This window comes from Ancylomarina sp. YFZ004 (assembly GCF_054254355.1).
In genome coordinates this window covers 1-26139 of sequence record NZ_JBTCHQ010000021.1, presented here as the reverse complement: position 1 = coordinate 26139, position 26139 = coordinate 1, and the positions used below count along the sequence as shown (strand labels likewise).

General features: G+C 32.6%; 21 protein-coding genes. All 21 read left to right on the top strand.

Going from position 1 to position 26139, the window contains the following annotated elements:
- Positions 1–53 precede the first annotated feature (53 nt).
- The 21 genes from ACXR6G_RS19920 (at position 54) to ACXR6G_RS19820 (ending at position 25358) form a co-directional block, all read left to right on the top strand.
- On the top strand, positions 54–341 hold the full coding sequence (locus tag ACXR6G_RS19920; RefSeq protein ID WP_458363212.1) for a hypothetical protein: 288 nt from the start codon (positions 54–56) through the stop codon (positions 339–341).
- Positions 342–920: 579 nt separating this feature from the next.
- The gene (locus ACXR6G_RS19915) at positions 921–1529 is read left to right on the top strand and encodes a porin family protein (RefSeq protein WP_458363211.1); all 609 of its coding nucleotides are present in this window, start codon (positions 921–923) and stop codon (positions 1527–1529) included.
- A gap of 278 nt (positions 1530–1807) precedes the next feature.
- Positions 1808–2443, top strand: a complete 636-nt coding sequence (locus ACXR6G_RS19910; protein ID WP_458363210.1) for a hypothetical protein — start codon at positions 1808–1810, stop codon at positions 2441–2443.
- A gap of 207 nt (positions 2444–2650) precedes the next feature.
- On the top strand, positions 2651–3094 hold the full coding sequence (locus tag ACXR6G_RS19905; protein WP_458363209.1) for a hypothetical protein: 444 nt from the start codon (positions 2651–2653) through the stop codon (positions 3092–3094).
- A gap of 930 nt (positions 3095–4024) precedes the next feature.
- On the top strand, positions 4025–4951 hold the full coding sequence (locus ACXR6G_RS19900; protein WP_458363208.1) for a hypothetical protein: 927 nt from the start codon (positions 4025–4027) through the stop codon (positions 4949–4951).
- A 280-nt stretch (positions 4952–5231) separates the two neighbouring features.
- The gene (locus ACXR6G_RS19895) at positions 5232–5933 is read left to right on the top strand and encodes a DUF3667 domain-containing protein (RefSeq protein ID WP_458363207.1); all 702 of its coding nucleotides are present in this window, start codon (positions 5232–5234) and stop codon (positions 5931–5933) included.
- Positions 5934–6145: 212 nt separating this feature from the next.
- Positions 6146–7363, top strand: a complete 1218-nt coding sequence (locus ACXR6G_RS19890; RefSeq protein WP_458363206.1) for a TlpA family protein disulfide reductase — start codon at positions 6146–6148, stop codon at positions 7361–7363.
- A gap of 594 nt (positions 7364–7957) precedes the next feature.
- Complete coding sequence (locus ACXR6G_RS19885; RefSeq protein WP_458363205.1) at positions 7958–9292, top strand: TolC family protein; 1335 nt, start codon at positions 7958–7960, stop codon at positions 9290–9292.
- A gap of 11 nt (positions 9293–9303) precedes the next feature.
- The gene (locus ACXR6G_RS19880; RefSeq protein ID WP_458363204.1) at positions 9304–10611 is read left to right on the top strand and encodes an efflux RND transporter periplasmic adaptor subunit; all 1308 of its coding nucleotides are present in this window, start codon (positions 9304–9306) and stop codon (positions 10609–10611) included.
- A gap of 45 nt (positions 10612–10656) precedes the next feature.
- Positions 10657–11415, top strand: a complete 759-nt coding sequence (locus tag ACXR6G_RS19875; protein ID WP_458363203.1) for an ABC transporter ATP-binding protein — start codon at positions 10657–10659, stop codon at positions 11413–11415.
- A gap of 113 nt (positions 11416–11528) precedes the next feature.
- Complete coding sequence (locus ACXR6G_RS19870; RefSeq protein WP_458363202.1) at positions 11529–12749, top strand: ABC transporter permease; 1221 nt, start codon at positions 11529–11531, stop codon at positions 12747–12749.
- 41 nt (positions 12750–12790) lie between these two features.
- Positions 12791–13120 carry a hypothetical protein gene (locus ACXR6G_RS19865; protein ID WP_458363201.1) on the top strand — a complete coding sequence of 110 codons (330 nt, stop codon included), beginning with the start codon at positions 12791–12793 and terminating at the stop codon, positions 13118–13120.
- Between the two features lie 165 nt (positions 13121–13285).
- Positions 13286–14359, top strand: coding sequence for a sensor histidine kinase (locus ACXR6G_RS19860; protein ID WP_458363200.1), 1074 nt, complete (start codon positions 13286–13288; stop codon positions 14357–14359).
- A complete protein-coding gene (locus ACXR6G_RS19855) occupies positions 14352–15083 on the top strand; it encodes a LytR/AlgR family response regulator transcription factor (RefSeq protein ID WP_458363199.1) in 732 nt (243 codons plus the stop codon). Before ACXR6G_RS19860 ends, ACXR6G_RS19855 begins: the two co-directional genes overlap by 8 nt.
- A 369-nt stretch (positions 15084–15452) precedes the next feature.
- Positions 15453–16418, top strand: coding sequence for a PGN_0703 family putative restriction endonuclease (locus tag ACXR6G_RS19850; protein ID WP_458363198.1), 966 nt, complete (start codon positions 15453–15455; stop codon positions 16416–16418).
- A gap of 208 nt (positions 16419–16626) precedes the next feature.
- Entirely contained in the window at positions 16627–18531 is a 1905-nt protein-coding gene (locus ACXR6G_RS19845; protein ID WP_458363197.1) for an McrB family protein, read from the top strand.
- On the top strand, positions 18515–19834 hold the full coding sequence (locus tag ACXR6G_RS19840; RefSeq protein ID WP_458363196.1) for an McrC family protein: 1320 nt from the start codon (positions 18515–18517) through the stop codon (positions 19832–19834). Before ACXR6G_RS19845 ends, ACXR6G_RS19840 begins: the two co-directional genes overlap by 17 nt.
- A 738-nt stretch (positions 19835–20572) precedes the next feature.
- Complete coding sequence (locus ACXR6G_RS19835) at positions 20573–21847, top strand: PDDEXK-like family protein (protein WP_458363195.1); 1275 nt, start codon at positions 20573–20575, stop codon at positions 21845–21847.
- Positions 21848–22032: 185 nt separating this feature from the next.
- Positions 22033–23496, top strand: a complete 1464-nt coding sequence (locus tag ACXR6G_RS19830; RefSeq protein ID WP_458363194.1) for a S41 family peptidase — start codon at positions 22033–22035, stop codon at positions 23494–23496.
- Between the two features lie 210 nt (positions 23497–23706).
- The gene (locus ACXR6G_RS19825; RefSeq protein ID WP_458363193.1) at positions 23707–24330 is read left to right on the top strand and encodes a hypothetical protein; all 624 of its coding nucleotides are present in this window, start codon (positions 23707–23709) and stop codon (positions 24328–24330) included.
- 167 nt (positions 24331–24497) lie between these two features.
- A complete protein-coding gene (locus ACXR6G_RS19820) occupies positions 24498–25358 on the top strand; it encodes a hypothetical protein (protein WP_458363192.1) in 861 nt (286 codons plus the stop codon).
- Positions 25359–26139: the final 781 nt, after the last annotated feature.

Below are 26139 nucleotides of genomic sequence, written 5' to 3'. Positions count from 1 at the left end.
CCGTTGTGCCGCATGCAAAAAACGCAGTGCACCTAAATTAAGATTACAGATAAGTGAAAAATAAAATAAAGAGAAAGATTCATAAAGATAAAAAAGGACGTGAATTCATAAAGGATACCTACTTTATCAGTGGAAAAATGAAATTCCGAAGAATTTATGTAATTGATGGTATGCCGGCTGATGAATTTTATGAGAAAAATGCGACTGACTTTGATCTCTACATGAATGGAGACTATGAGTTAATGAGTATTGAAAAAGATTCTAATAATCATTTCGATGAGCAGAATAACATAGAGCTTGATTCGACTGATAAAGAGAAATTGACTGATTTACCTTTTTAAAAATTTTTAAAAAAACTCTGATTCATTTTGAAATAAGATATAGATATGGTCAATTAACAAAACTTCAAATATCGGATTGAATACTCTTAATAATAGAATTAAAACAATGATTTTCAATAAGTATGAAAAATAAAAGATTGAACTTTTGGTATTTTGTGATTTCGTTTCTAATCATTACAGTAATTTTTATTCTTGATAAATTGTTGCTGATTAATATTGACAAAGTAATTTATTACAGCCTAGCTGGTCCCTCTATCGCTGCATTAGGGAATTATATAGTAATACGGATTCAAATGAAGAAACAAAAAATACATTAATAAAGTGAACAAGCACGACGGCACAACAAAAGCTAAATTTCATGGGCGGTGATAAGCAGTTTGAAAGTTTAGTGCAATTAATAAACACCAGCAAGCCAACTAAATTGGTTTGTTCAAAAATATAAACAAATTTAATCGGCTTGCTTCCGTGAGTTTTGAAAGGTAGATTCTTTTAAATCGCCCACGCAACTTAGCAAGACCGTTGCCCACAATATTGGATGAAATTTTAAAATAATAAAACCGTCAAATAAATTTTAACAAAATGAGAAAGATTCTTTTAATTATTTCGATTACAATTTTTACTCTAACAGTTAAGGCTCAAAAGAAAATTATTTTTGGAGTTAAAGGTGGAATTAATATTACTAATATGACTTCAGATTATTTTGTAGAAAATAATAGCAAAACAGGATTTCATATCGGAATAGTTACAGAAATTCCATTTGGAGATAAGTTTTCGCTACAATCTGAAATTTTATATTCAACACATAATGCTGAGGGTAAAGTAATTCTTGATGGTGTTCCATATCCCGGAGCACCTGCTGTTCCACCTTTTTCTGAGGAATATGAACTTAACTACATACAAGTTCCTGTTTTAGCAAAAATATACTTAGTTAAAAATCTCTCATTAGAAATAGGACCTTCATTTAATTTCTTGATAGATGATAAAGAAATTTTTGGCTCTTCCACAAGAACTGATGTCGGGAAAATTTTTGAGTTTAGCGGAGTTTTAGGACTTTCATATAAGATAAAAGGTGGAGTATTTGGAAGTTTTAGATATGTAAATGGTTTTTCAGTTGCTTTAGACAGAGATAATTATGATGAAGATGCTAAAAATATCGGATTTCAACTTGGAATAGGATTTATGTTCTAGAAAAATTAAGGATAAAAATACTGTGGGCAACAAAAGCTAAATTGTCATGGGCGCTGATGAGCCATTTGAAAGTTTTGTCCAATTAAGAAACACCAGCAAGCCAACTAAATTGGCTTGTTAGAGCAATAAATAAGTAATTTACTCGGCTTGCTTCTTTAGCGGTTTGAGAGGATAACTCTTTGAAATCGCCCACGCAACTTAGCAAGACCGTTATGGGCAAACACATAATAAAGGATAAATAATAGAAATAAGAATTGTTTCACAAAAAAATAAGAATAATGAAAGTAAGAATACTCTTAATGCTGATGATTATATTCAGTTCCATTACAGTTTTTTCGCAGGGAAATAATAACAAATTACCATTTGACAATGAAGATTTCAAATATATTTTTGAAAGCCTTGGTTTAGCAACTTTCAAATTTCCAATAAAACAGACTTCAGAAGACTTGTTTGATATAGTTATAGAGGAGTATAGAGCAGGTGATTTAAAGAAAACAACCTCTACTATAGATAGGGCAATTGAATTGTTTAATCCCTATGGAATTGATGCCTTTGAATATTTTAAGGTTGAAAAAGACTCTGTTTATATGCACCGTTTTTATTTTCATAAAAAAGACACTATTTTACAATTAGATGTTAAATTACATGGATTTACAATGGGAATGAATTTTTCATTAACAAATACATCAACGTTTGGCTATAATGCTTTAGGATTTGAGGAAATTGATAGTATAGGCTATCTTGAAATTGAAAACTCAAAGGAGTTATTCTATATGTACGGTAATTCTGACAAGGGAGGTGATATGGTATTGCAGTGTTCGAATGGTCTCTCTAAACAGCAGTTAATCAAGATGTATAATCATCTTATCATTTTAACAGTCGAAAAATATAGACCAAAAAAAGTCAGCCCATAACAAGAGCTAAATTTCATGGGCGCTGATAATCAATTCGAAAGTTAAGTACAATTAATAAACACCAGCAAGCCAATTAAAATTGGTTTGCTCAAAATATAAACAATTTCACTCGGCTTGCTTACTTGGCGGTTTGAAAGATCAACTCTTTTAACTCGCCAACGAAAATTTAGCAAGACCGTTGTACGCAAGCTAAAAGGAGAACAGAATATGGACTATAAACTTACTATTGCATTAATTGCGTTATTAATTTCATTCGTAAATCTTGGTTGGAATATTTATATCAAGTTTAAAAGCGAAAAAAGAAAATTGTTGATTCAAAGTCATAAATCGAAATCTAATGACATATTTAATTGTGTGGTTACACTAACTAATATTGGAAACAAACCATTATTTATCAGAAGAATTGAATTGGAAGAAAAAATAAATGGAAAAGCAACAAAGAGACATTTAGATTATAATAAATATAAAGAAGACTTAGATAATTTACCTATTAATCCAGAAAACTGGAAAACATTAATTTTTAAAGACAATAAATATTTTAGTTTTTTTGACTCCGAAACAAAGAAGTTTAAAGAAACAAGAATAATAGTAGTTACTCCAACAGGAAAAAGATATTCGACTAAATGGTTTGGACAGAGCAATTTGAGATAGGTAATTATCTGTGTCCTAATTTGACATGTGTTTAATGAATATTAATGAATGGTAAAAAAGCCAGCGTACAACAAAAGCTAAATTTCATGTGCGGTGATTCGCAGTTCGGAAGTTTAGTTCAATTAAGAAACACCAGCAATTCAATGACTCACTTACTCTATTTTCAAAGGAGTTCGAGATTTAAAAATGGGGTTTGCTAAAATATAAACAATTTCACTCGGCTTGCTTCTTTAGCGCTTTGATAAGATTTCGCTTTGAAATGGCCCACGAAACTTAGCAAGACCGTTACAATTCATAAGCAAAAGAGATAGATTAAGGCGATTGTTCTTTTGTTAAAAGTAAAATCTATCTCTTTTGTTTTCTCACATGTAAGCTTGTAGCCTTTGTTCTTTTAAGATAGTTTTTGGCTTTAGAATTGTCATCATTTTTATTTTCCTGAGATCTAGCTTGTAGTCCCGTGCATCGTCGTCATGCTTGAGCTTATTACTTTGTCATAAAATTTGCATCAAAGCCTTAATTCTATCCAATTTTCTAATCTTTTGCAAACGTAGTGGGGGCGTTCTTGCAAGCTTGAATTTTGTTATACCTGGTGTTTTGTTTAGAGGCTTAACTGTTTAGCGAAACTTTTTTATGATATAAACTCACGAAAATTGTCAATATGCCTTTATCCTTATTTTTAGCGAAGTGAATTAATTGGTAAGGGCAAATTTATAAGCCAAAGCCTATCTATTAGCACCTATTCTAATGAGCTTTGCTCTCACATTTGATTGTTCTTTACAAATTGTAACAAAAGCTAAATTGCAGCGGACTCTCATTTCTATTTGAAACATAATTTATTTTGATTAGTTTTATGTCAATCATTTAAGTCGGTGCGTAAAACCGCCGCAACTTAGCAAGCCCGTTAGGGGGCATTAACCACGAATACCAAACATGAAAAGAAACCTAATTTTATTACTTGGAATATTAACTCTGTTCAGTTGTAAAGAACAAGTTGCAAAAGCATTATTTGATGCTTCGAATATGACTAACCAAACAAAATATTTTTACAAGTATGAATCTGATAAATTAATCTCACAGACAGAAAAAACATATACAATAATGTTTGGTCAAGTACTTGACTCGATGATTTCTTCAACTAATTTCAAATATAATGCTAAGAATTTATTAATAAAGAAAGTATCAAGATTTGACTTTACCGATAATCTCGCATATCGAATTTTTGAATACAATAATAATGATTCCCTTATTAAGGACATGTCAGTTTCATCGGAAGGAGACACTACATTTTGGTTTGAATATGACTATTTCTCTGATGGTAGAAAGATAGTTTTTGACCGAAAAATTATTTCAAGTTATTTTAACAATCCAGATCTAATTGAAGATCTGGTTAATGAAAAATTTGATACAATTCAGCTTAAATATGAGTATCATTATGAGGGTGGTATTTGTACTAATTTAAAACAGTATGAGAGCAAAAACAATCTAATTAAAACTATCAAATTTGACTATCAAAATGATCTGTTGATCAAAGAAACTCACATGTCTTATTTTGATTCTATGGAACTCATTGAAAAAACCAAAATCTATGATTATTCTAAATCAAAAGACAAACCAGATTTTTATTCTCTTGACCCAAGAAAAGATACAATTGAGATGTGCATAAACGAATTTGAAAAAGATCAATTATTATCTTCAACTATACTCTTAGATTATGGTAACTTATTTTACAAAACATTATTTGAAAATGGGAAAGAAATAAGTATGACAGGTTTTGATAGAAAAATGAATCATAAAAGTGTAGAATTATACAAGTACTTTGAAAATGGGGATTTGAAAGAGGCAAAGACGTATAATTAGAAAGTTAACACCCCCTAACAAAAGCTAAATTTCATGGGCGCTGGTGAGTAGTTTGAAAATTAGTTCAATTAATAAACACCAGCAAGCCGCCTAGATTGGTTTGCTAAAAAATATAAACAAATTTACTCGGCTTGCTTCTGCGCGGTTTGAAAGGTTATTTCTTTAAAATCGCCCACGCAACTTAGCAAGACCGTTAGCAAAAATATAGCACAAACACGCAAATAATAAATTATTGAAGTATAATAGCCATTTCAAGATTAAATTAATTAAATGAATATAAATGATTTGTATTTCTTGTAAAACAGAACACAAGGCAAATTTTTGTCCTAATTGTGGAGAAAAATCTGAAATTAAAAAAATCACTTTTACATCAATTAGCAGAGATGCCTTTTTGTCAATTACGAATATGGATAAAGGGTTCCTTTTTAACCTTAAATTGCTGTTTATAAATCCGAAATCAATTTCAAGTGATTATATTCTTGGTAAAAGAAAAGGAATACTCAACCCAATCTCCTTTTTAATTCTGTCTGTTACTATGTATTTGATTATGGAGAGTCTATTAAGAGTCCCCAAAGAGTCTACTGGAGTACAAAACCTTCCTGAAGTTTATATCGGAAAGGTAGCCTACGCAGCTGGGAAATATGTACATAGTTACTTTAAATATTTTTGGATATTATCAACTATACCTTTAGCAATATCTACTAAATTAATTTTTCGTAAATATAATTTTATAGAACACTTAGCTATTAATTCATTCATACTTGGACAAGCAACTCTAATAGGATTGATTAGTTACAGAATTTTAAAAATAGATATGCCAGTTAACCCATTAGTATATTCATTAATATTATTAATGGTGTATCGAATTTTTAAGACAAGAAAAGAGAAATTAAAAACATTTATGATGTCATTTGGAGCTTTAGTGTTATTTATTTTACAGCTAATTATAATAACCATAGGGATTGGAATGATTATGGCGTAAAATACTTTTGCTAACAAAAGCTAAATTTCATGGGCGCTGATGAGCGGTTCGAAAGTTTAGTTCAATTAATAAACACCAGCAAACCAAATAAATGGGTTTGCATAAAATTATAAATTTATTCGGCTTGCTTCTTTAGCGGTTTGATGAGTCAGCTCGTTGAAATTGCCCACAAAACTTAGCAAGACCGTTATGCGTAAAAACGAACCAGAGAGATGATTAAAATAAAAGAGAGATTTATAAATATGATATCCATTTTAATTTTGTTGATATCATTGATACTAAGCCATAGTTGTAAAATTGATGATAATAAGAAAGCTTATTTGGAAAAGGTTTTGAGTAATCTAGAACAAATAGAATCTGCTACTTATTTTTCAGTTCGGTCGGGTTTTGCTCCTTATGATACAACTGCATATGCAGTTTATGAAAATTATATTCATGAATACCGTAATCCTTCAGATACCTTTGTAGGTGCAAGTTTTGTAATTCTTAATAGAAAGGATACTACAAAGATGGATTTCTGCTATGATGGAGAAATGAAAGCACGTGCACATTGGGATGAAAAAATAATGGAAATCGATAGCTTTAAAAATAATGCACGACCAATCAGAGTAGTGAATGCTCCATTTTACAAACGAGCAATAAGGTTGCTACAATATACCCTGGAAACTAAAGATAGCATAACAATTGATTCAAAAGACTTTGGCGATTCTATTCAGTATAATATTACCGTGCATGATACGGTAGTTGAATTTTGTTTTAGTAAAATCTCTTATCCCCCTGCTATTTATGGTACTCACAAAGGAGAAGCATCTAAGTATGGTATATGGATAAATAAGTCAAATAATTTGCCCTATCGTGTGATAAGAGATATGCCTCATGATAAAACGGCTGAAGTTATTAGTGATATTAAATTTAATAAAGTCAAACTTGAGAATTTCGTAGCATCAGAATACTTCCCAGATTTCCCACTTAGAAGTGAAGTAGAACCTGCAAAGCCAAAAGTAAATTTACTAGGGGAAGTTGCCCCAAATTGGATGTTATATGATACAGATAGCAGTATAGTAGCCCTAGATAGTTTGAAAAGTAAAACTTTAATGATTCAGGTTACCAGTGTAAGTTGTGGTCCATGTAAGGCATCCATTGGTTTTTTGAAAAAACTGGCTACAGAATATGATAAGAAGGATTTCGATTTTGTAGCTATTGAGGGTTTTAGTAGAAACTCAAAAGTGCTTCAGAAATATCAAGAAAGAAATTCATTTAATTATAAATTCTTAATGTCTACAAAGGAAGTCTCTAATAATTATCAAATCAAGGAGATTCCTGTTTTCTATATACTTGATGAAAATCGAATTATTCGGAATATAATACGCGGATATGGAAAAGAAACAACGGATAAAAAAATCAGGGATGCTATAAATAAACTGATTTAGTATGTTTCAACGCATAACAAAAGCTAAATTTCATGGGCGGTGATGAGCAGTTCGAAAGTTTAGTCCAATTAAGAAACACCAGCAAGCCAATTAAATTGGTTTGTTCAAAAATATAAGCAAATTTAATCGGCTTGCTTCCGCGCGGTTTGAAAGGTTAACTCTTTTAAATCGCCCACGCAACTTAGCAAGACCGTTGTATGCAAAGCTAAGAAACCGAAATACACAGAAATAACCTGATTATATAATTGAAAAACCGGAATGATTATATTCGCTCATTGATTAAAGGTTGGTGCAGAAAAAAAAATAGTTTTTGCCCACCCACTTCTGCCCTTCGGGACAGTTGAGGAGACCTACGCATATTGCACACATTTGCAAATCGCACAAGCTAGTCCATAAACCAAAATTTGCAAAAGAGTGCAATTTGCTAATCAGAGTTCTCAGCAAAAAAAGAAACTGTAATTATTGAGTCATCTTCCCCAAACACTCATCGATAAAAAACTATCAAACTTCTAAAATAATACCACACTGGTCTAATTGAATTGATGATTACAATTATTACCTGAATCTTTGTTTTGAAATTTAAACAAAGGTAAAATGATAAAGCATCTAATTTTAGTTCAGATTATTGTACTAAGTATTATTCCTAAATTAATACAGGCACAAGAACAATCCTTCTCGTTAAATGACTGCATAAATTATGCATGGGAAAATAGCACCGAAATAAGCAGAGCAAGTAATAGTGCTGCTATCCAAAATGCTTATTTGGCTCAATCGAAAGCAGAACAAAGACCAAATTTATTTCTGAATGGTAGCCAGACGCTTAGCTCAACTAAAAATTACGAGAATAGCGAGACAGGTGGAAGCTGGAACCAAAATTCTAACTCCATGCTTTCAGTTTCCTTAAAATCTGAAATGACCCTGTATAATGGAGCAAAACTTAAAAACACCATTGCTCAAAATAAGACGAAGCTTACTGCGTCGGAAACGGATATTCAAACTCAAAAGGAATTAATTAGTCTGAATATACTTTCGGCATATATTAATGCTTTGCTTGTGAGAGAGAATGTTAAAAACTCGGAATCTCAGCTTCAATCGACTAAGAAACAATTCGAATTGGCAGAAGCACGTAAGTCGGCTGGCATTATTTCGGCTTCCGATTTCTTAAATATAAAATCGCAATACGCTTCGGATAAAGCTTTATTTGTTAATGCTAAAAATACATTTCGCATAAATTTGGTTGCTCTAATGCAACTAATGAATATGCCCATTAACGATTCATTTAGCATACAAGAACCTAATATAGAAGCTTTGGTAAAAATTGCACCAAAATCGGACGCTAATTTAATTTACACGATTGCTTTAGGTCTACAACCATCAATTGTATCGGCCAATTTAAGCTTGAAAAGTGCAAAAATGAATACAAAAATTGCACAAGCCGATGCATTGCCTCAATTATCATTGGGTGGAAGTCTTGGAAGCGGCTATAATTCCGATATATCGGGTGTTAATTTTGGCGAACAAGTTTCCAATAAGATAAACCCATCCATTGGCCTTTCGCTATCCATTCCAATTTTTCAACGAAAAAAAGTAAAAACCGCAGTGAAAATTGCCAACATACAAACTCAAAATGAAGCGCTTAAGCTAATCGATTTAAAGAACGATTTGCGAAAATACATAGAGCAGGCTTGTGTTGATTCTCAAATAGCAAGCAGTAACTATTTAGCACTGCAAGAACAGTATGATGCAGAAAATGAATCGTACCAGCTCTCCGATGAAATGTTTACACAAGGCATGATTAATTCTGTTGATTTTCTGACTTCGAAAAACAATTTAGTAAACGCAGAAAATAAACTAACACAAGCAAAATACAATGTCTTACTGCAAAATAAAATTATTGATTACTATTTAGGCAATCCAATATTATTTTAAATAAAATGATGATGAAAAAGATAAATACCCCACGCAAAAAACTGTTATTCTCAGTAATCGGTATACTCATAATTACAGTTGTATCAATCACCTACATTTCATGGAAAAAAAGCGATCATGAGTATACTTTTAAAACTGAGATTGTAAAAAAAGGATCGCTAAGCAATACCATTACAGCAACAGGAACGCTCGAGGCTACCAATACGGTTGTGGTTGGTACACAGGTTTCGGGTGTTATTGAAAAACTCTATGTTGATTTCAATACCGTTGTTAAAAAAGGTCAATTGATTGCTGAACTGGATAAATCTACACTGCAATCGAGTCTCGAAACTGCACAAGCCGATTTAGATAAGGCTCAGGCAGAATATGATTATCAAAATGCCAATTACCTTAGAATGAAGACTCTTTTTGAGAAAGATCTTTTAGCGCAAAGCGACTACGAATTAGTGGTTTATAACTTAAAGAAAAGCAAGGCATCTGTAAAATCAGCGAAAGCGAATTTGGATAGAGCGGCTCGTAATTTAAGTTACGCTACCATTTATTCTCCTATTGATGGCATTGTTCTGAATCGTGCAGTAGAAGAAGGTCAAACCGTTGCTGCCAGCATGAATACACCTGAGTTATTCACAATTACGAATGACTTAAAGGAAATGCAAGTGGAAGCGAATATTGATGAAGCAGATATAGGCATGGTGAAAGAAAAACAACGTGTTGAGTTTACAGTGGATGCCTTTCCCGATCTTAATTTTGAGGGTGAAGTTTCGGAAATAAGATTACAACCAAACGAATCATCCAATGTTATTACCTATATCGTAATTATTACGGTAAGCAATCCTGATTTAAAATTGAAACCAGGAATGACAGCAAGCATTACAACTTATGTTGAAGAAGCTAATGATGTATTGCTAATAACTGCAAAAGCGGCTCGTTTTAGCCCAGACCGACAATTGCTGAATGATTATATGACTAGCTTATCCGGAAATCAGGAAAAAGCACAGGTGAGTGAGTCCAACGCAAAAAATGATGAAGGCAGGTCTAAGCGTTCAAGAAAAGATAAGACCGAATTAGACGATTCTCACAAAAGGGTTTGGGTTAAAGATGGTGATCGTATGCATCCACTTGTTATTGAAGTAGGCATTGATGATGGTTCGAATATTGAAGTTATATCTGGCTTAAAAGAAGGTACTGTCGTTCTTACTTCATTTGAATTAGCTAAAAATTCTGAAGTGAGCCTTTCATCGAAAAAGGATGATGAGGAGAAAAGCCCCTTTGTTCAAGAAAGACCAAAACGTGGTGGTGGCGGAGGCGGTCCTCGTTAATTACGATGCTGTTATAATTAATGATAATCACATAAAAGGACTAAAATGAAGACCAAAGAAATCATATCAATAAAAAACCTGCATAAAATTTATCAGGCTGGCGAGGAATCCGTAAGAGCCTTACGTGGTGTCGATTTATCTATTTCGAAGGGCGAATTTGTAGCTATAATGGGTACAAGTGGTTCTGGCAAATCAACCCTACTTAATATACTAGGATGCCTCGACTTGCCTTCTGAAGGTGACTATTTCTTGGATGGCATTAATGTGAAATCATTAAATAGAAACCAGCTGGCCGATATTCGCAATCAAAAATTGGGTTTCGTATTTCAATCCTACAACCTCTTACCTCGTACATCGGCACTTGAGAATGTAGAATTGCCTTTATTGTACAACCCACTTGTCAGCAATGCAGAACGAAGGGAGAAGGCAGAGCAAGCATTAATTGCTGTTGGTTTGAAAGATAGAATGAAACATTTATCGAATCAAATGTCGGGTGGACAACAGCAACGAGTTGCTATTGCTCGTTCAATGGTGAATGATCCGGTAGTCATTTTTGCTGATGAAGCAACAGGAAATCTCGATACTCGAACGTCCCTTGAGATTATGGCTCTTTTTCAGGAGTTAAATGAGAAGGGAATGACCGTTTGTTTTGTTACTCACGAACCAGAAATTGCAGAATTTACCACGCGAAATGTCGTTTTCCGTGATGGTCTTATTATTAAAGACGACCTGATAACAAACAGACAAAATGCACTTCATGTTCTTGCTCAATTAAAAGAAGAAACGAGCATTATTGACTTTTAAACACGGTGTTGCACAATCATATAGTGAGTTACATCGGGTCTATTAAAATAAAACAAATCGATGAAACTTATTCTTTTGGCAATTAGATTTTTCGCAATAAAAATTAAAACACAATGAGACTGATTAATTTATTTAAGATCGCCATAGCAGCCATTATACGAAATAAAATGCGTTCGTTTTTAACAATGCTCGGCATTGTTATAGGTGTGGCTGCTGTAATTGCCATGTTAGCCATTGGGCAAGGATCGAATGCAAGTATTCGCGATACAATTTCATCAATGGGAACCAACCTTATCACTGTTAAGCCGGCAAGTCAAAGCCGTGGCGGCGTAAATCAAGGGCAATCCAACTCACAAAATTTGGAGGTTAGCGATGTTTTCTATTTGGAAAATAACAGTGAACTGATTAGTGCCATTTCTCCTGAGATGGATGGCAGTGGTCAAATTGTATATGGTTCCAATAACTGGCCTACTCAAATTTATAGTGGAAATGAGCAATATCCTTCAATAAAAAAATATGAAGTTGAAACTGGACGAATTTACACTACGGCAGAAATAAAAAAGGCTGCTAAGGTATGCCTGGTCGGACAAACAGTAATTGAGAATGTATTTGCCGAAGGTGAAGATCCTATTGGTAAGAGCATACGATTTAATAACATTCCGTTTAAAGTCATTGGTACTTTAAAGGAGAAAGGTAACAACACCTTTGGGCAAGATCAGGATGATATGATACTTGCACCCTACACAACGGTAATGAAACGTATTAACAGACAAACGTATTTACGCGCCATTGTTATATCGGCCAAATCGGAAGATCAGATTGCTGCAACAAGTGCTGAAATAACCGAGCTGTTGCGTACAGCACATAAATTAAAAGAGAGTGCAGATGATGATTTTCAAATAAGAACTCAAGAAGAGCTCATTAGTAATTTTGGTTCAATATCGGAAATGATGTTGGTTTTGTTAGGCTCCATAGCGGGTATATCCTTAATTGTAGGTGGCATTGGAATTATGAATATTATGTATGTATCGGTTACCGAACGAACACGCGAAATAGGCTTACGAATGGCCATTGGTGGTAAGGGCAGAGATGTTTTACGTCAGTTTCTTTTAGAAGCTACAATGCTGAGCGTATTGGGTGGTATAATTGGAATTGTATTAGGTATTAGCACAACAAATATTGTAGAAAACACATTGGGATGGCCTGTATTAATTACAGTAGATTCTATTCTATTATCCTTTTTGTTTTGCACATTCATTGGTGTGTTTTTTGGATGGTATCCTGCACGTAAAGCATCAAGAATGGAACCTATTGAAGCATTAAGACATGAATAGTTTAATTATCAATATATTTATAAATTTTAATTTTTAGTAAAATGAAAAAACTTCTTTTTATTGCACTAGTAGGTTTTATGACCTTAAACGTAAGTGGGCTAATGGCTCAGCAACGACCAGACAGAAAACCACGACAAGAGCAAGTAGAAACACTTACGACCAAACAAATAAAAAAAGTAAACAAAATTTTAGCTGATTACGATAGTGAATCTTTGACTGCCGATGATGCTAAAGCCCTTATGAAAGAATTAAAAGAGGCGAAAATTCCTGGGGGAAAAGGAGTTGAAAAAGCAATCAATGAAGCTGGTTTTGATTTTGAAAAAATTAAAGAACTTGCACCACCAGCAGAAAGACCTAGTAGAAGACGATAAAAATAGTAATAAGATATAGGCAAAGCCCCAGTAGGTAATTTATAAATATCGAAAATTATTAAATTATCTATTGGGGATTACTGGTCTAAATTATTAAAACACAAAAGCAATAAAATCATTTAGTGCATTGTATCAGTCATTCTTTAAAAATAGTAAATTTACAATATGGAAATTTCAAAAAACAGAATAGAAAAGTGGTTGCCACACATGATTGGCTTACTGCTTTTTATAATTCTCCCAATTTTTGTGTTTGATAGGAATAATGATCGAGCCATTTTTTGGATTTACAGCTATTACTACCAATTAAGCTTTATGATTGTGGCGTTCTATGTTAATTATCTAATCATTACGCCTCATTTCTTCTTTAATAAAAGGAAGCTATACTTCTTTGCTGTTTTATTGCTCTTTGCATTCGTATTACTTTTTGCTTCACAATACCTTTACGAACTATTGCAATTAGACAATTTTAGGCCCATAAAGCTTATTGAAGGCAGAGAAATCCCTCGCAATAAACCTTTCGGTTTGCATCCTAAATTGGTCGACAATTTCATATTAATGATTGTTGTACTCGGATTTAGTACAGGCATGGCAAATCTGCAACGTTTAACACACAATAAAGAGGAACAAGAAGAAATAGAAAAAACACGTCTTAATACGGAACTCGCATTTTTGAAAAATCAAATAAGCCCTCATTTCTTCTTTAATTCACTCAACAATATTTATGCATTAATTGCTATTGATGGAGATAAAGCTCAGAAGGCGGTTGAGAAACTATCTGGTTTGATGCGTTATTTAATTTACGATTCTGACATTAAAACCGTTGAATTGAAAAAGGAATTTGTCTTTATGCAAAACTACATTGACCTGATGCAACAAAGATTGACATCGAAGGTTAAATTACGTGTAAACATTCAAGATGATGTTCCGTCGGTAGAAATACCACCATTGATATTTATTCCCTTTGTTGAAAATGCATTTAAACATGGCATTAGTTATCGCAACGAATCGTTTGTATCCATTTCGCTTAAAACCAAAGGGGACATGCTTTTATTTACATGTGAAAATAGCATAGCAGATAAGGCAAATAAAGCTGCTACCGAGAAAGGTGGCTTGGGTATTGTGAACATTAAACGTCGACTCAATTTATTATATGGCGATAAAGCTCAACTTATACAATCAGATAAGGAAGGTGTTTATGCTATAGACTTAAAGATTCCTTTAAATAACACTTATGAATAAAATATCGTGTATAGCTGTTGATGATGAGCCTTTGGCTTTGGGCCTGATCGTAAGTTATATTCAAAAAACGCCTTTTTTGGATTTAAAAAATAGTTTTGACAACCCTATCGATGCGATGGAGTTTTTAGAAGATAATCCAGTACAGCTTTTATTTTTGGATATTCAAATGCCTGACCTTACAGGTGTAGAATTTGCGCGTATTTTAGATAAAAATAGTAGAATAATTTTTACCACTGCATTTGAAAAGTACGCCCTAGATGGTTTTAAGCTAGAAGCGCTTGATTATTTATTAAAACCGATAAGCTATGAGGTTTTTATAAAATCGGCTAATCGTGCTAAGAAATATTTTAAACAAATAAGCCCTACAAATACAGATGCGAACATTGATACTGCTGAAAATAAGGACTACTTATTTATAAAAGCTGATTACCAACTTAAGCGTATTGATTACTCAGAAATTCTCTATTTCGAAGGGCTTAAAGACTATGTGAAACTTTATATTGAATCATCTATGAAACCCATTGTATTTCATTCCACAATGAAATCTTTAGAAGAAAAATTACCGACAGATAGATTTATGCGAATTCATCGTTCCTATATTGTGAGCCTCGATAAAATAAAAACCATAGAACGAGACCGCATTCTTTTTGGTAAAGAACGTATTCCAATCAGCAAGCAGTATAAAGAAGCCTTTGATGAATTTATAAAAAAGAAGTTTCTATAGTCTGCCCACACAGTCAGCACATTTGCAATACGCATGGACTAACAATTATCCAAAAATCACAAAAGAGATTGTCTGACTGCCACCGCTTTTTTTGCCCTCCCTAAAAACTATTTTTTTCGGGAACAGCAGTGCTTCGATTGAGCGGATTTTTGATTGTGCTAAATTGATAACTAATTGACAATGAATGAAGCCCAGCATACAACAATGTGTCATAAGTAATGCGGTAAAGTGCTAAATATGGACGATTTAACAATTAAGAAACGACAGTGTAATTTGATAAGTTGGCGCTTCGAAATCCCGCACTACTCATACACGAAACGTTATAGCCAATGCTTGAAAAAAAACGAAATTAACCAAACTTAATAGAAAATGGCATCAAATTACCAAGAGACCCAGAGAACAAAAGCTGTTGACTTAATTAAAAGTAAGAATCCAGTTTTTTATGGAAGTCATGGTGGAAGAAAATTCATGACTAAGTATCGAGACTTCGTTCTACTCGATAATTTGAAGAATTTATTTGAGCCAATAAGAACAGAAGCTGTTGAATACTTTAAAGAAAATAAAGTTTCGTGGTGGGGAGGAAAAGAACCTACTGGACATACTCTTTCGTCACAGATTGCATGTGTAAATTACCTTTATCAAATTAGAAATGACAAAAGTGCGGTATTATCTATACTGAAAAATATTTCATCTGAATTTAAAGATGTTTTACCAATAGTTACAGACAAATTCAAACCCGCTTTCATACAATTTGAATCGGTAAGTGACAATGACCATCTTAATGAAGGTGTGCCTAATAGAGGAAGTCATTGTACATCTGTAGATGCTTTGATTTATGCGGTTCACAAAAATGGTTCAAATTGGTTAATTCCAATAGAATGGAAATATACAGAATTTTATAGCAACCAAAATAAAGCAACAGAGGGTTGTTTAAAAGACCCGCAGAATTGTAAAGGGGAAGTAAGAAAGCAAAGATATACGGATTTAATTAATGATTCAAAGCAGTTAAATTCAATTAATCACAGTTGCTTTTATTTTGAACCATTTTATCAATTAATGAGACAGACTCTTTGGGCTGAACAAATGGTTAATAATAAAGAAAATGAAACTTTAAAAGCTTCTGACTTTTTGCATGTGCATGTTATTCCATCTGAAAATTCAGACTTGCTTGACAAAAAATATAAGTGTAGCAATTTGGGAATGGAAGAAACTTGGAGGAATCATTTGCACGATCAATCAAAGTACATGATAATTACCCCTGAAAGACTTTTATCTGGAATTAACAGCAAAACATATAAAAACCTTTTGGAGTATTTGAAAATTCGATACTGGTAAAAGAAAGCAAAGGCTATAACAAAAGCTAAATTTCATGGGCGCGGATGGGCAATTTGAGAGTTTAGTACAATTAAGAAACACCAGCAAGCCAATTCAATTGGTTTGCTCAAAACATAAATAAGTTAATTAAATCGGCTTGCTTACTTGGCGCATTGATAGGATGATTCTTTGAAATCGCCCACGAAACTTAGCAACTACGTTATCGCTAATGCAAAAAGATGCACTACCAAGGACATATAGAAAGGAAGAAATAGATTTGAAAGAAAGACACTTATTACAGAAAATATATGATGACGCAATCGAGAATAAACATTGGGTTTTTTTTGATTGGTTTCCATTGTATAAACATTCAGTTCAAGAATATAAAGTACAAGCAGTCAATAATAACTGGACAGATACGGTATTTCAGAAATTAGTAAAGGATACAACTGAAAATGGTATTTCAGATTTACGACAAGGAAATTTCACATGGGAAGAATTTGAAAAAATTAAAAACAACTGGTCAGCTATTCAACCTGTAATTAAAATTATTGCAAAAGAAAATAAAATAAGTAAAGCTCAATATCAAAAAATTATAGCTTTTTTTAGAAAACAAACTACTGGTAACAGGCCTTCTGGAACAAACAGAGTTGTTGCAGCATTTCTTCCAAACATAGTAACAACAGTAGTAAATTATAGATATCTAAAAGATGTAATTACTAAATTAAAGGATAGACTTCCTGATTATCCAAAAATCCAAGAAGAGTGGTTGACCGACAACTTTAATTTTATTAACTATTGTAGTTCAAATATTGAATTCAATGATTCTTGGCATAGTTCTGTATTTGCTTGGTATTTGAAAGAGTATTTTGAGCAAGAGAGAGAATTAACTAGAAAAAACGAAGCCTCAATGCAAAAATATATTGACCTACTTTTGAACAATAAGAATCTAATTCTAACGGGTGCACCAGGAACAGGAAAAACTTATCTTGCAAAACAGATTGCAGCACAATTAGGTGAATGGGAATTCGTTCAGTTTCATCCTTCTTATGATTATACTGATTTTGTTGAAGGCCTTCGACCATTAAAAAAAGATGGTGGTGAACTTGGTTTCGAATTAAGAGATGGAGTTTTTAAAACATTCTGTAAAAAAGCACTCCAAAATTTAATTGACAGCTCAAAATCCGAAGATGAATTAAAAAAGGAAAATATTGTACGAAAGAATATTTCTGATTTTTTAGATAAGTGTATTGATGATGGTGATGAATTAGAATTATCAACGGGCAATAAATTCACAATATCTGAATATAATGACACCCAAATAAAAGTAAAGGTCCCTAATAATGCCATAATATCAGAATTGGCTTTACCATTTCATGAACTTTCACAATTATTACTAAAGGAGCAAAGCTTAGATAAAGTAAAAGATATTAGAGAGTTCTTTAATCGGTCACATAATCGTCAAAGTGATTCATATATCTATACACTCTATAATAATCAGGAGTTAAGCGGTGATTTAGAAAACAGTAATGTAATTGAAAAAATTGAAAGAAAGAATTTTGTTATAATTATTGACGAAATCAACCGTGCTGAAATTTCAAAGGTATTTGGGGAGTTGTTTTTCTCAATAGATTCAGGTTATCGCGGAGAAAAGGGAAAGGTTAAGACACAATATTCTAATCTCCAAGATGAAGCTGACGTGTTTTTTGATGGTTTCTATGTTCCTGAAAATGTTTACATCATCGGAACAATGAATGATATTGACCGAAGTGTTGAGAGTATGGATTTCGCAATGCGAAGGCGATTTGCATGGCAAGAAATAACTGCACTTGAAAGAACCTCAATGTGGAATGGACAAATTGATGAATGGAAAGGTGAGCCCGAACAAAGGATGATATCTTTGAATAACGCTATTGAAAATATACAAGGACTTAATTCTGCATATCACATTGGTCCAGCTTATTTCCTGAAATTAGAGACGTACAAAGAAGTTGATGCCCCATTTGAACATCTTTGGGAAAACCATTTGAAAGGTGTGATTTTTGAATATTTGAGAGGACTTCCGAACTCTACAGAAATATTGGAAAACCTTAAACTCTCTTATGATATGAAAGCCGATGTTGAGAATATCTGATAATAGCAGCAAACATCTTTCAAATGAAGAATTAGAGCATTTGCCTAATCTTGAAAAAATTGCTCAATTAAAAATTAACAATAAAGAAGATGCAAATAATAATCTTTTGATTTTTTCAAATGGGAAAGAAACAATAAGAAATGAGCATATTTTTTCAATAAATGAAACGACGATATCGACCAACAATATTATGGGTTTTGTTGGGTTAAATGAAAGCGAAGTGACTATTAAGTCGAGGTTCTCAGATGGTGAGAAAGATTATTTCTTGCATTATATGCTTCAAAAAGTGTTTTCAATAAATCTTTTTGACCTAAAACATAGTACTGCAAACGCAAATACCTTTGATTTTCTTATTTACCTTTTTCCATTTTATCTTAAAAAGGCAGTAAGTCAAGGTCTTTACAAGGAATATAAGCGAAAAGAATATAATAATTCAAACATAAAAGGTGCTGTAAACATAGCACGACATATAAAAAAAAATATACCATTTAAGGGAGAGGTTGCATACAGTTCTAGAGAACATAGTTATGATAATAAAATCACTCAACTAATAAGACACACAATTGAATTTATTAAAAAACATAGCTTCGCACATAACATATTATTAAGTGATTCTGAAACTCAGAGTAATGTCATTGAAATTATTCAAGCAACTCCCTCTTTTGAGCATAATTATAAAATATCTGTCATAAATAGCAACCTACGCCCCTTGACTCATCCATACTTTTATGAATACACTGATTTGCAACGTATCTGTTTGCAGATACTTAGATATGAAGGTTTAAAATACGGACAAGAAAAAGACAAAATCTACGGACTATTGTTTGATGGTGCTTGGCTTTGGGAAGAATATACAAACACGATTCTCAAAGATTGTGGTTTTAAGCATCCGAGGAATGACATTTCAAAAGGAGGTATACACTTATTTAAAAACCGTAGAGGTTATATCCGTTATCCTGATTTTTGGAAAGATGGATTTATAATTGATGCAAAATATAAAAGACTAGAGCATAAAGAAATTGACAGAAATGATATGAACCAAATAATCTCATATATGTATGTCAAGCAAGCTAAGATTGGAGGTTTTCTTTATCCTACAAGTAATAATAAATCACCAATTTTAGAAAAAGAGATTGGATATTTAAATGGGTATAATGGTGTGGTTAAAAAATGGAGTATTCCTATACCTACTGAATTGTTAGATTTCAATACATTCTGTAAATCCATTCAGGAAAATGAGAAGAAAATTAGAGAAACATTAACAGAAAATGATAAAGCACTAAGCGATAACAATGGCTCATAAAGCATACCTTTTTGCCGCAGGCGCAACACAAAAAGGTACGCTTCATAGCCTAGCCGTTATAGGTAATTGATTCGTAATGGCACTCGCTGGAAAGCTTGATGCCATTTCTACTTTAATGGAATATCCCTCTTGAATTGTTCACCAGTTGTTTTACTAGGTTTTACTGAGTTTTAACCCTTGTGTTTTGTTTAGCTTGATTTTGGTTGTGATCACGAGATTTCGCTCTCTGCTTGGCCTCATTCGCTTTGTCACGCAATTTGCCAGAGCAACTCAGCTTATCCAATTTGCTTCTCTTTTGCCAACCTTGTCCGAAAGTGTTTAAGGCAAGATGATGCTTTTGACAGTTATGATTTCTAAAGGATCGAGTCTTTTATAAATGAATACGCGCGGGGGAGGTGCGCAAATTGTCATTTAGGTTCAGTTCTTTTAGTTGCAAATTCCACGCCAAAGCTGTCTATATCAGCCCAAAATAATGGTGATGTTTTTCTCTCACATAAATGTTTCTAACAACCTATAACAAACGCTAAATGGCAAAGGCGGTTGGTGGTTTTCGAATGTTAATGCTTTTAATGAGTTCGGCAAACTATCTATTTTAGAATTATTATAGTTAAATGTAATTACAAAAATAGCTACCTTGCCTTTTATAAAATTTGAAACATAACTCAACTAAGGCGCCTACGCCACTTAGCGCAGCCGTTATCGGCAATTAACCAATATTAAATAGCTAATATAGTACAAATGGAATATTTTCTGAAAGAATTAAATATTATTAGAAGTGAATATGAAATGCTTTCAAAAAGGGAGGAGAAATTTAATATTTTCACATCTCTTCATAAGCCTCATGATGAACGAAGGCTACACTCAAGATTCATTTCAGTTTTATTACAACCTTTGGGAACTCACGGTCAAAATGCTTTCTTCTTAAAAACATTCATCAATCAAATTAAAGAACTTTATTCATTTCCAATAACTAAAGATACCATTGTTTATCCTAGTGAAATTGATAAAAAAGAGAATAATAACATTGATATACTTGTAATAAATAGAGTTGACAACAAGTGTATAATCATTGAAAATAAAATATATGCAGATGATAGTAATTTAAAATCAGGGGGGCAATTAGAAAGATACATTGATCATGTGGTCGAAAATGAGAAGATTAGCCTTGATGATATTTCAGTTTTATATTTGACTCTTGACGGTCATGAACCTTCAGAGACTAGTATTGGAAAATACTTAAATAAAAAAAATGTTGTCTTAATAAGTTATTCTGAACATATAATTCCATGGCTAGAGATTTGTGTAAAAGATGTTTTTAATCAACCTTTTTTGCGTGAATCGATAATTCAATATATTAAATTGTTAAACAAAATGACAGGAAATAGTTCGAGCAGAGAAGAAAGGTTAGCATATAAGCAATTAATCAGCAGTTCAGAGAACAACTTGAAATCTGCGCAAAAACTATATGATAATTTTAAACATATTAAATGGCATGCTGTTCATGAATTTTGGTGTACACTACAAGAAATGTTTGTAGATTCTGAAAAATGTGAAGTTATTAAGCCTTTTGATAAGAACAGTATAAAGGAGTCAAAGACTAATAACTGCATTACTGATTTGACCCATTATGAAGTTTACCGAAAAGGTCAATCTCAGAAACAGAAATGCATACTAAACTTAAAAACAAATTCAGGGTTTATTGTTAGCGTTCGATTTACAGCTCAATACAATCATTTTTATTTTGGTTTACCAGTAAGCGAAAATAAAACTGAGGATATGGACAAATTATTAGATGATTTTAAAGAATACGACAATAATAGTTGGATGCTAATACACAAAATATTTGATAATGATATTAAGTTCAATAATTTTAATAACAACTTAACATTTAGCCTAATTAACACAGAAACGAAAGATATATTTGTAAAGAAAGCATATCTTGAAGTAATTGAATTAATTGATAGAATTGAAAAAAAAGCCGATAACACGCGCTCATATAACATAGGCGGGTAGAGGGTTTACGAAGGTTTAGTGCTTTTAATGAGCAACGGCAAAGTAGCCATTTTTGAATAGTTATAGTTAAATGTAATCCTAAAATAGCTACTTTGCCTTTTTATAAAATTTGAAACATAAATCAACTAAGGCGCCTACGTTACATAGCGCAATCCGTTATCGGCAATTATAAAAACAACCAGACTATGATAAAAAAAATATTGTATTTAAATTTTGTAATTCTATTTTCATTAAATGTTCAAGCACAAAAAAGTGATTGCTTAAAGGATTTTGAATACCTCGTTGAGAAAGTTAGAAATGATTATCCTGGCTACAACGATAAAGTAAATAAAGAAACATTGTCTGACCTAAAAGATTTAGAGCAAGACCTAAAAAATCGAATTATTCAATATCCTGATTCTTGTGGAAGATATTTAAGTTTTTATACTTCATGGTTTAAAGACAATCATTTAAGAGTAAGAAGAAACAGAAAAAAAATAAATCAAACATCTATTGGAGATCAAATAAAACAGCCTCGTTTCTATCCTGTTAGTTTGGACAGTATTAATAAGACAGGCAAATCAATAGAGGGAATTTGGATTGGTTTTCGAGGGAAGATAGCAATAACAGAAAAAGGCGATGGTTATTTTGTTGGTGTAGCTATTCAATATCCAAAATATGAATGCAATCAAGTAATGTTTGAATTTTCGAAGTTTGAGAACAATGAGTTTAATATGACTTCCTTTAATCCAATAAATTCTCGTATCCGAAAAGGCAAAGCCTCAATTCACATTGATAATAAAGTATTAGAAATACATGGCGATACAAGGTTTGTTAGACAGACATCAAATGAAATATTAGACAAAGCTTTTCTTTATTCTTATGAAGCAGAATACCCTAATGGAACAAACACACATCCAGTTGCAACCTATTTAAACGACAGTACATATTATCTTCGCATTACCGATTTTCATTCAGATTATTCAAATAATATTGTAATTCAACATTGGAATGAAATAACGTCTCGTCCAAATCTAATAATTGACATAAGAAATAATGGTGGCGGGCAGGACAATTATTATCAAAAATTAACTGAGCTTATTTACACAAATTCTTACGAAAGTAAGGGAGTTGAATGGTATGCAAGCAAAGGAAATATAAAATTTTTTAGAGATGCATTAAAGAATGGGGAAATTAGAAAGGGAGAAGAATGGATTAAATGGACAGAATCATTACTTGAAGCAATGAATAAAAATATTGGTGGTTTTGTAATTCATCCTATGTCTGGTAATGATAATGGGGCGAAAATAGATAGTGTTTATTTATATCCCCAAAGGGTTGGCATCATAATAAATGAAGGTAATGCATCTTCAGCAGAGCAGTTCTTATTGACAGCTAAAAATAGCAAAAAAGTTATTCTGTTTGGGAATCATAACACAGCTGGTGTACTTGACTATTCGAATGCAGTATCTGAAGAATTTCCATCAGAGAATTTCAAATTGATATTTCCTATGACCCGCTCACAGAGGTTACCAGAATTTCCAATTGACAATATTGGAATTGCACCAGATATTACAATCCCTTTTCCATCAACAGAACAACTTTATGACAAGTTGGATGATTGGGTCTATTTTGTGGAAAATTATTTAGAATTAATGACAAAAAAATAAAAGCCGATAACAAAAGCTAAATTTCATGGGCGGTGGCGAGTCTCTTGAGAGTTAGTTCAATTAATAAACACCAGCAAGCCACAAAAATTGGTTTGCTCAAAAATATAAACAAATTTATGCGGCTTGCTTATTTGGCGGTTTGAAAGGAAAGTTCTTCGAAATCGCCCACGCAACTTAGCAAGACCGTTGTGGGTAATTAAAAGAATCAATATGAACGAAATAGAAAAAACCGAGATTTTATCTTTAAGTAAAGACCTTGGAGAAACTGCTATTGACAGCTTATTGGATGATGGATTATTCAAGGATATTCCATTTATTGGTGCTGGCATATCAGTTGTTAAATTGATAAAATCTGCATCCGATAGAATTCTCCTGACTAAAATAATTCACTTCATCAACAACCTGAACCTAAAGAATCAAGTAGAGATTGATGAATTTAAAGAGAATTATTTTAAGAATAGCGATTATAAAAAGATTGGCTCCAAAATATTGTTGATTTTGGAAAGAGCAGATAACGCAACCAAAATAAAATGGCTAGCCAAGAGTTTAAGACTTTTTATTGATAATGACCTTGATAAAAAACAATTCCTCAGGTTATCATCGATAATAAATTCTGCATATACAGAAGACGTTCAGCAAATAAAGATTTTTGACCAAAGAGCTGAAATAACTTCTCAGAATGATTTAATTGATACTTATATATTAGACCATTGTTTTTCGATTGGACTGCTTGAAAGCCATGGATTGGATGGCGGTGGTGTGGCACGTGTAAATTCTGGGACAATTTATGCTCTAAACAGTTTTGGTAAAATCATGAAAGAAAAAATAATATAAACTACCCACAACACGCGTTCATATACCATTGGCGGGCAGTAGGTTTTCGAAACTAATACGCCTTGAATAAACAATAGCAGGTAAATAAAACTTAAATCAACTAAAGCGCCAACGGTACATACCGCCATCCGTTGTGTGGCATACAAAACTGACAAATGAAAACCTGAATGGACTTTAAAGACGTACAAAGACAAATTGATCAAGCTATGAACGAGCAGAACAATCGGGCAATTCCTGAATTTGAGGGATATTCTCCAGTTGAAATGCATAACCTTTTGCATTTTACTTTTGATCCCCAAAGTCCTATAAGTATGGAAACACTTGCTAAAGAAGAACATCTAAATATTCCAATACTTAATCAGGTTAAATACTTTTTGAATTTAGTGAGAGAATCTGGTGAAATCAAGTTGACTGCGAAAGGATTTTTACCTACTAAAATTGTTCATGAAATTTATAATCAAGGATTCTTAGAGGAATATCAATTTTCATCAGAAATTTCTAAATTATATAAGGAAAGTGATTCATTAACTATTAATCTGACTCGACTGTTAGCTGAATTAGCTGGTCTGACTAAAAAAAGAAACGGTAAATTAAGCCTGACAAAAACAGGAGAAAAAATTGCATCCGACAATCAGAAATTATTTGAATTGGTCTTTAAAACAATGACACAAAAGTTTAGTTGGGCTTATTACGACAATTACGAAGACGAACAATTAGGACAGCTCGGCTGTGGTTTTTCATTGATGCTAATATCAAAATATGGAATACAGAAACGGTTAGACTCTTTTTATACCGAGAAATATCTTAAAGCCTTCCCTCAATTTTTAGAATCAATTACACCGACTTATGGGACCGTTGAACATTATGCGAATCACTGTTATTCAATAAGGACTTTTGAAAGGTTTCTTTGTTATTTTGGATTGGTTGAAATTGAAAAACAAGGTGAAATGTTTGACAGGAAGATTTTCATAACAAAAACTGGACTATTTGATAAATTGATTAAAGTACGACCACACAACAAAAGCTAAATTTCATGGGCGGCGGCGAGTCGCTTGAAGGTTAGTTCAATTAATAAACACCAGCAAGCCAATACAATTGGTTTGCTTAAAAATATAAACAAATTTATTACGGCTTGCTTCTTTAGCGGTTTGAAAGGATGACTCTTTGAAATCGCCCACGCAACTTAGCAATACCGTTACAATTCGTTAGCAAAAGAGATAGATAAGTGTGATTGTCCTTTTGTTGAAAGTAAAATCTATCTCTTTTGTGTTCTCGCATGTCAGCTTGTAGCCTTTGTTCTTTTTAGATAGGTTTTAGCTTTAGAATTTTTATCATTTTTATTCTCCTGAGATCAAGCTTGTAGTCCCGTGTAGTGTCGCCATGCTTAAGGTTTTTACTTTGTCATAAAATTTGCATTAAAGCCTTCGTTCTATCCAATTTTCTATGCTTTTGCAAATGTAGTGAGGGCGTACTTGTAAGCTTGGTTTTTACCAGAGCTAGCATTTTGTCTAGAAGCTTAACTATTTAGCGAACCCTTTTTATGATATGAACTCACGAAAATTGTCAATATGTCTTTGTTCTTATTTTTAACGAAGTTAATTAATTAGGAAGAGCAAATTTCTACGCCAAAGCATATCTATTAGCACTTATTTTAATGTGCTTTGCTCTCACATGTGCTTGTTTTTAACGCATTGTAACAAAAGCTAAATTGCAGCGGACTCTCATTTCTGTTTGTAACATAATTTATTTTGATTAGTTTTATGTAAATAATTTAAGTCGGTGCGAAAAAACCGTCGCAACTTAGCAAGA

Coding starts and splice junctions, on each gene's coding strand:
- ACXR6G_RS19915 (WP_458363211.1), top strand. CDS start 921: ATGAGAAAGATTCTTTTAATTATTTCGATTACAATTTTTACTCTAACA.
- ACXR6G_RS19910 (WP_458363210.1), top strand. CDS start 1,808: ATGAAAGTAAGAATACTCTTAATGCTGATGATTATATTCAGTTCCATT.
- ACXR6G_RS19905 (WP_458363209.1), top strand. CDS start 2,651: ATGGACTATAAACTTACTATTGCATTAATTGCGTTATTAATTTCATTC.
- ACXR6G_RS19900 (WP_458363208.1), top strand. CDS start 4,025: ATGAAAAGAAACCTAATTTTATTACTTGGAATATTAACTCTGTTCAGT.
- ACXR6G_RS19895 (WP_458363207.1), top strand. CDS start 5,232: ATGATTTGTATTTCTTGTAAAACAGAACACAAGGCAAATTTTTGTCCT.
- ACXR6G_RS19890 (WP_458363206.1), top strand. CDS start 6,146: ATGATTAAAATAAAAGAGAGATTTATAAATATGATATCCATTTTAATT.
- ACXR6G_RS19885 (WP_458363205.1), top strand. CDS start 7,958: ATGATAAAGCATCTAATTTTAGTTCAGATTATTGTACTAAGTATTATT.
- ACXR6G_RS19880 (WP_458363204.1), top strand. CDS start 9,304: ATGAAAAAGATAAATACCCCACGCAAAAAACTGTTATTCTCAGTAATC.
- ACXR6G_RS19875 (WP_458363203.1), top strand. CDS start 10,657: ATGAAGACCAAAGAAATCATATCAATAAAAAACCTGCATAAAATTTAT.
- ACXR6G_RS19870 (WP_458363202.1), top strand. CDS start 11,529: ATGAGACTGATTAATTTATTTAAGATCGCCATAGCAGCCATTATACGA.
- ACXR6G_RS19865 (WP_458363201.1), top strand. CDS start 12,791: ATGAAAAAACTTCTTTTTATTGCACTAGTAGGTTTTATGACCTTAAAC.
- ACXR6G_RS19860 (WP_458363200.1), top strand. CDS start 13,286: ATGGAAATTTCAAAAAACAGAATAGAAAAGTGGTTGCCACACATGATT.
- ACXR6G_RS19855 (WP_458363199.1), top strand. CDS start 14,352: ATGAATAAAATATCGTGTATAGCTGTTGATGATGAGCCTTTGGCTTTG.
- ACXR6G_RS19850 (WP_458363198.1), top strand. CDS start 15,453: ATGGCATCAAATTACCAAGAGACCCAGAGAACAAAAGCTGTTGACTTA.
- ACXR6G_RS19845 (WP_458363197.1), top strand. CDS start 16,627: ATGCAAAAAGATGCACTACCAAGGACATATAGAAAGGAAGAAATAGAT.
- ACXR6G_RS19840 (WP_458363196.1), top strand. CDS start 18,515: ATGTTGAGAATATCTGATAATAGCAGCAAACATCTTTCAAATGAAGAA.
- ACXR6G_RS19835 (WP_458363195.1), top strand. CDS start 20,573: ATGGAATATTTTCTGAAAGAATTAAATATTATTAGAAGTGAATATGAA.
- ACXR6G_RS19830 (WP_458363194.1), top strand. CDS start 22,033: ATGATAAAAAAAATATTGTATTTAAATTTTGTAATTCTATTTTCATTA.
- ACXR6G_RS19825 (WP_458363193.1), top strand. CDS start 23,707: ATGAACGAAATAGAAAAAACCGAGATTTTATCTTTAAGTAAAGACCTT.
- ACXR6G_RS19820 (WP_458363192.1), top strand. CDS start 24,498: ATGGACTTTAAAGACGTACAAAGACAAATTGATCAAGCTATGAACGAG.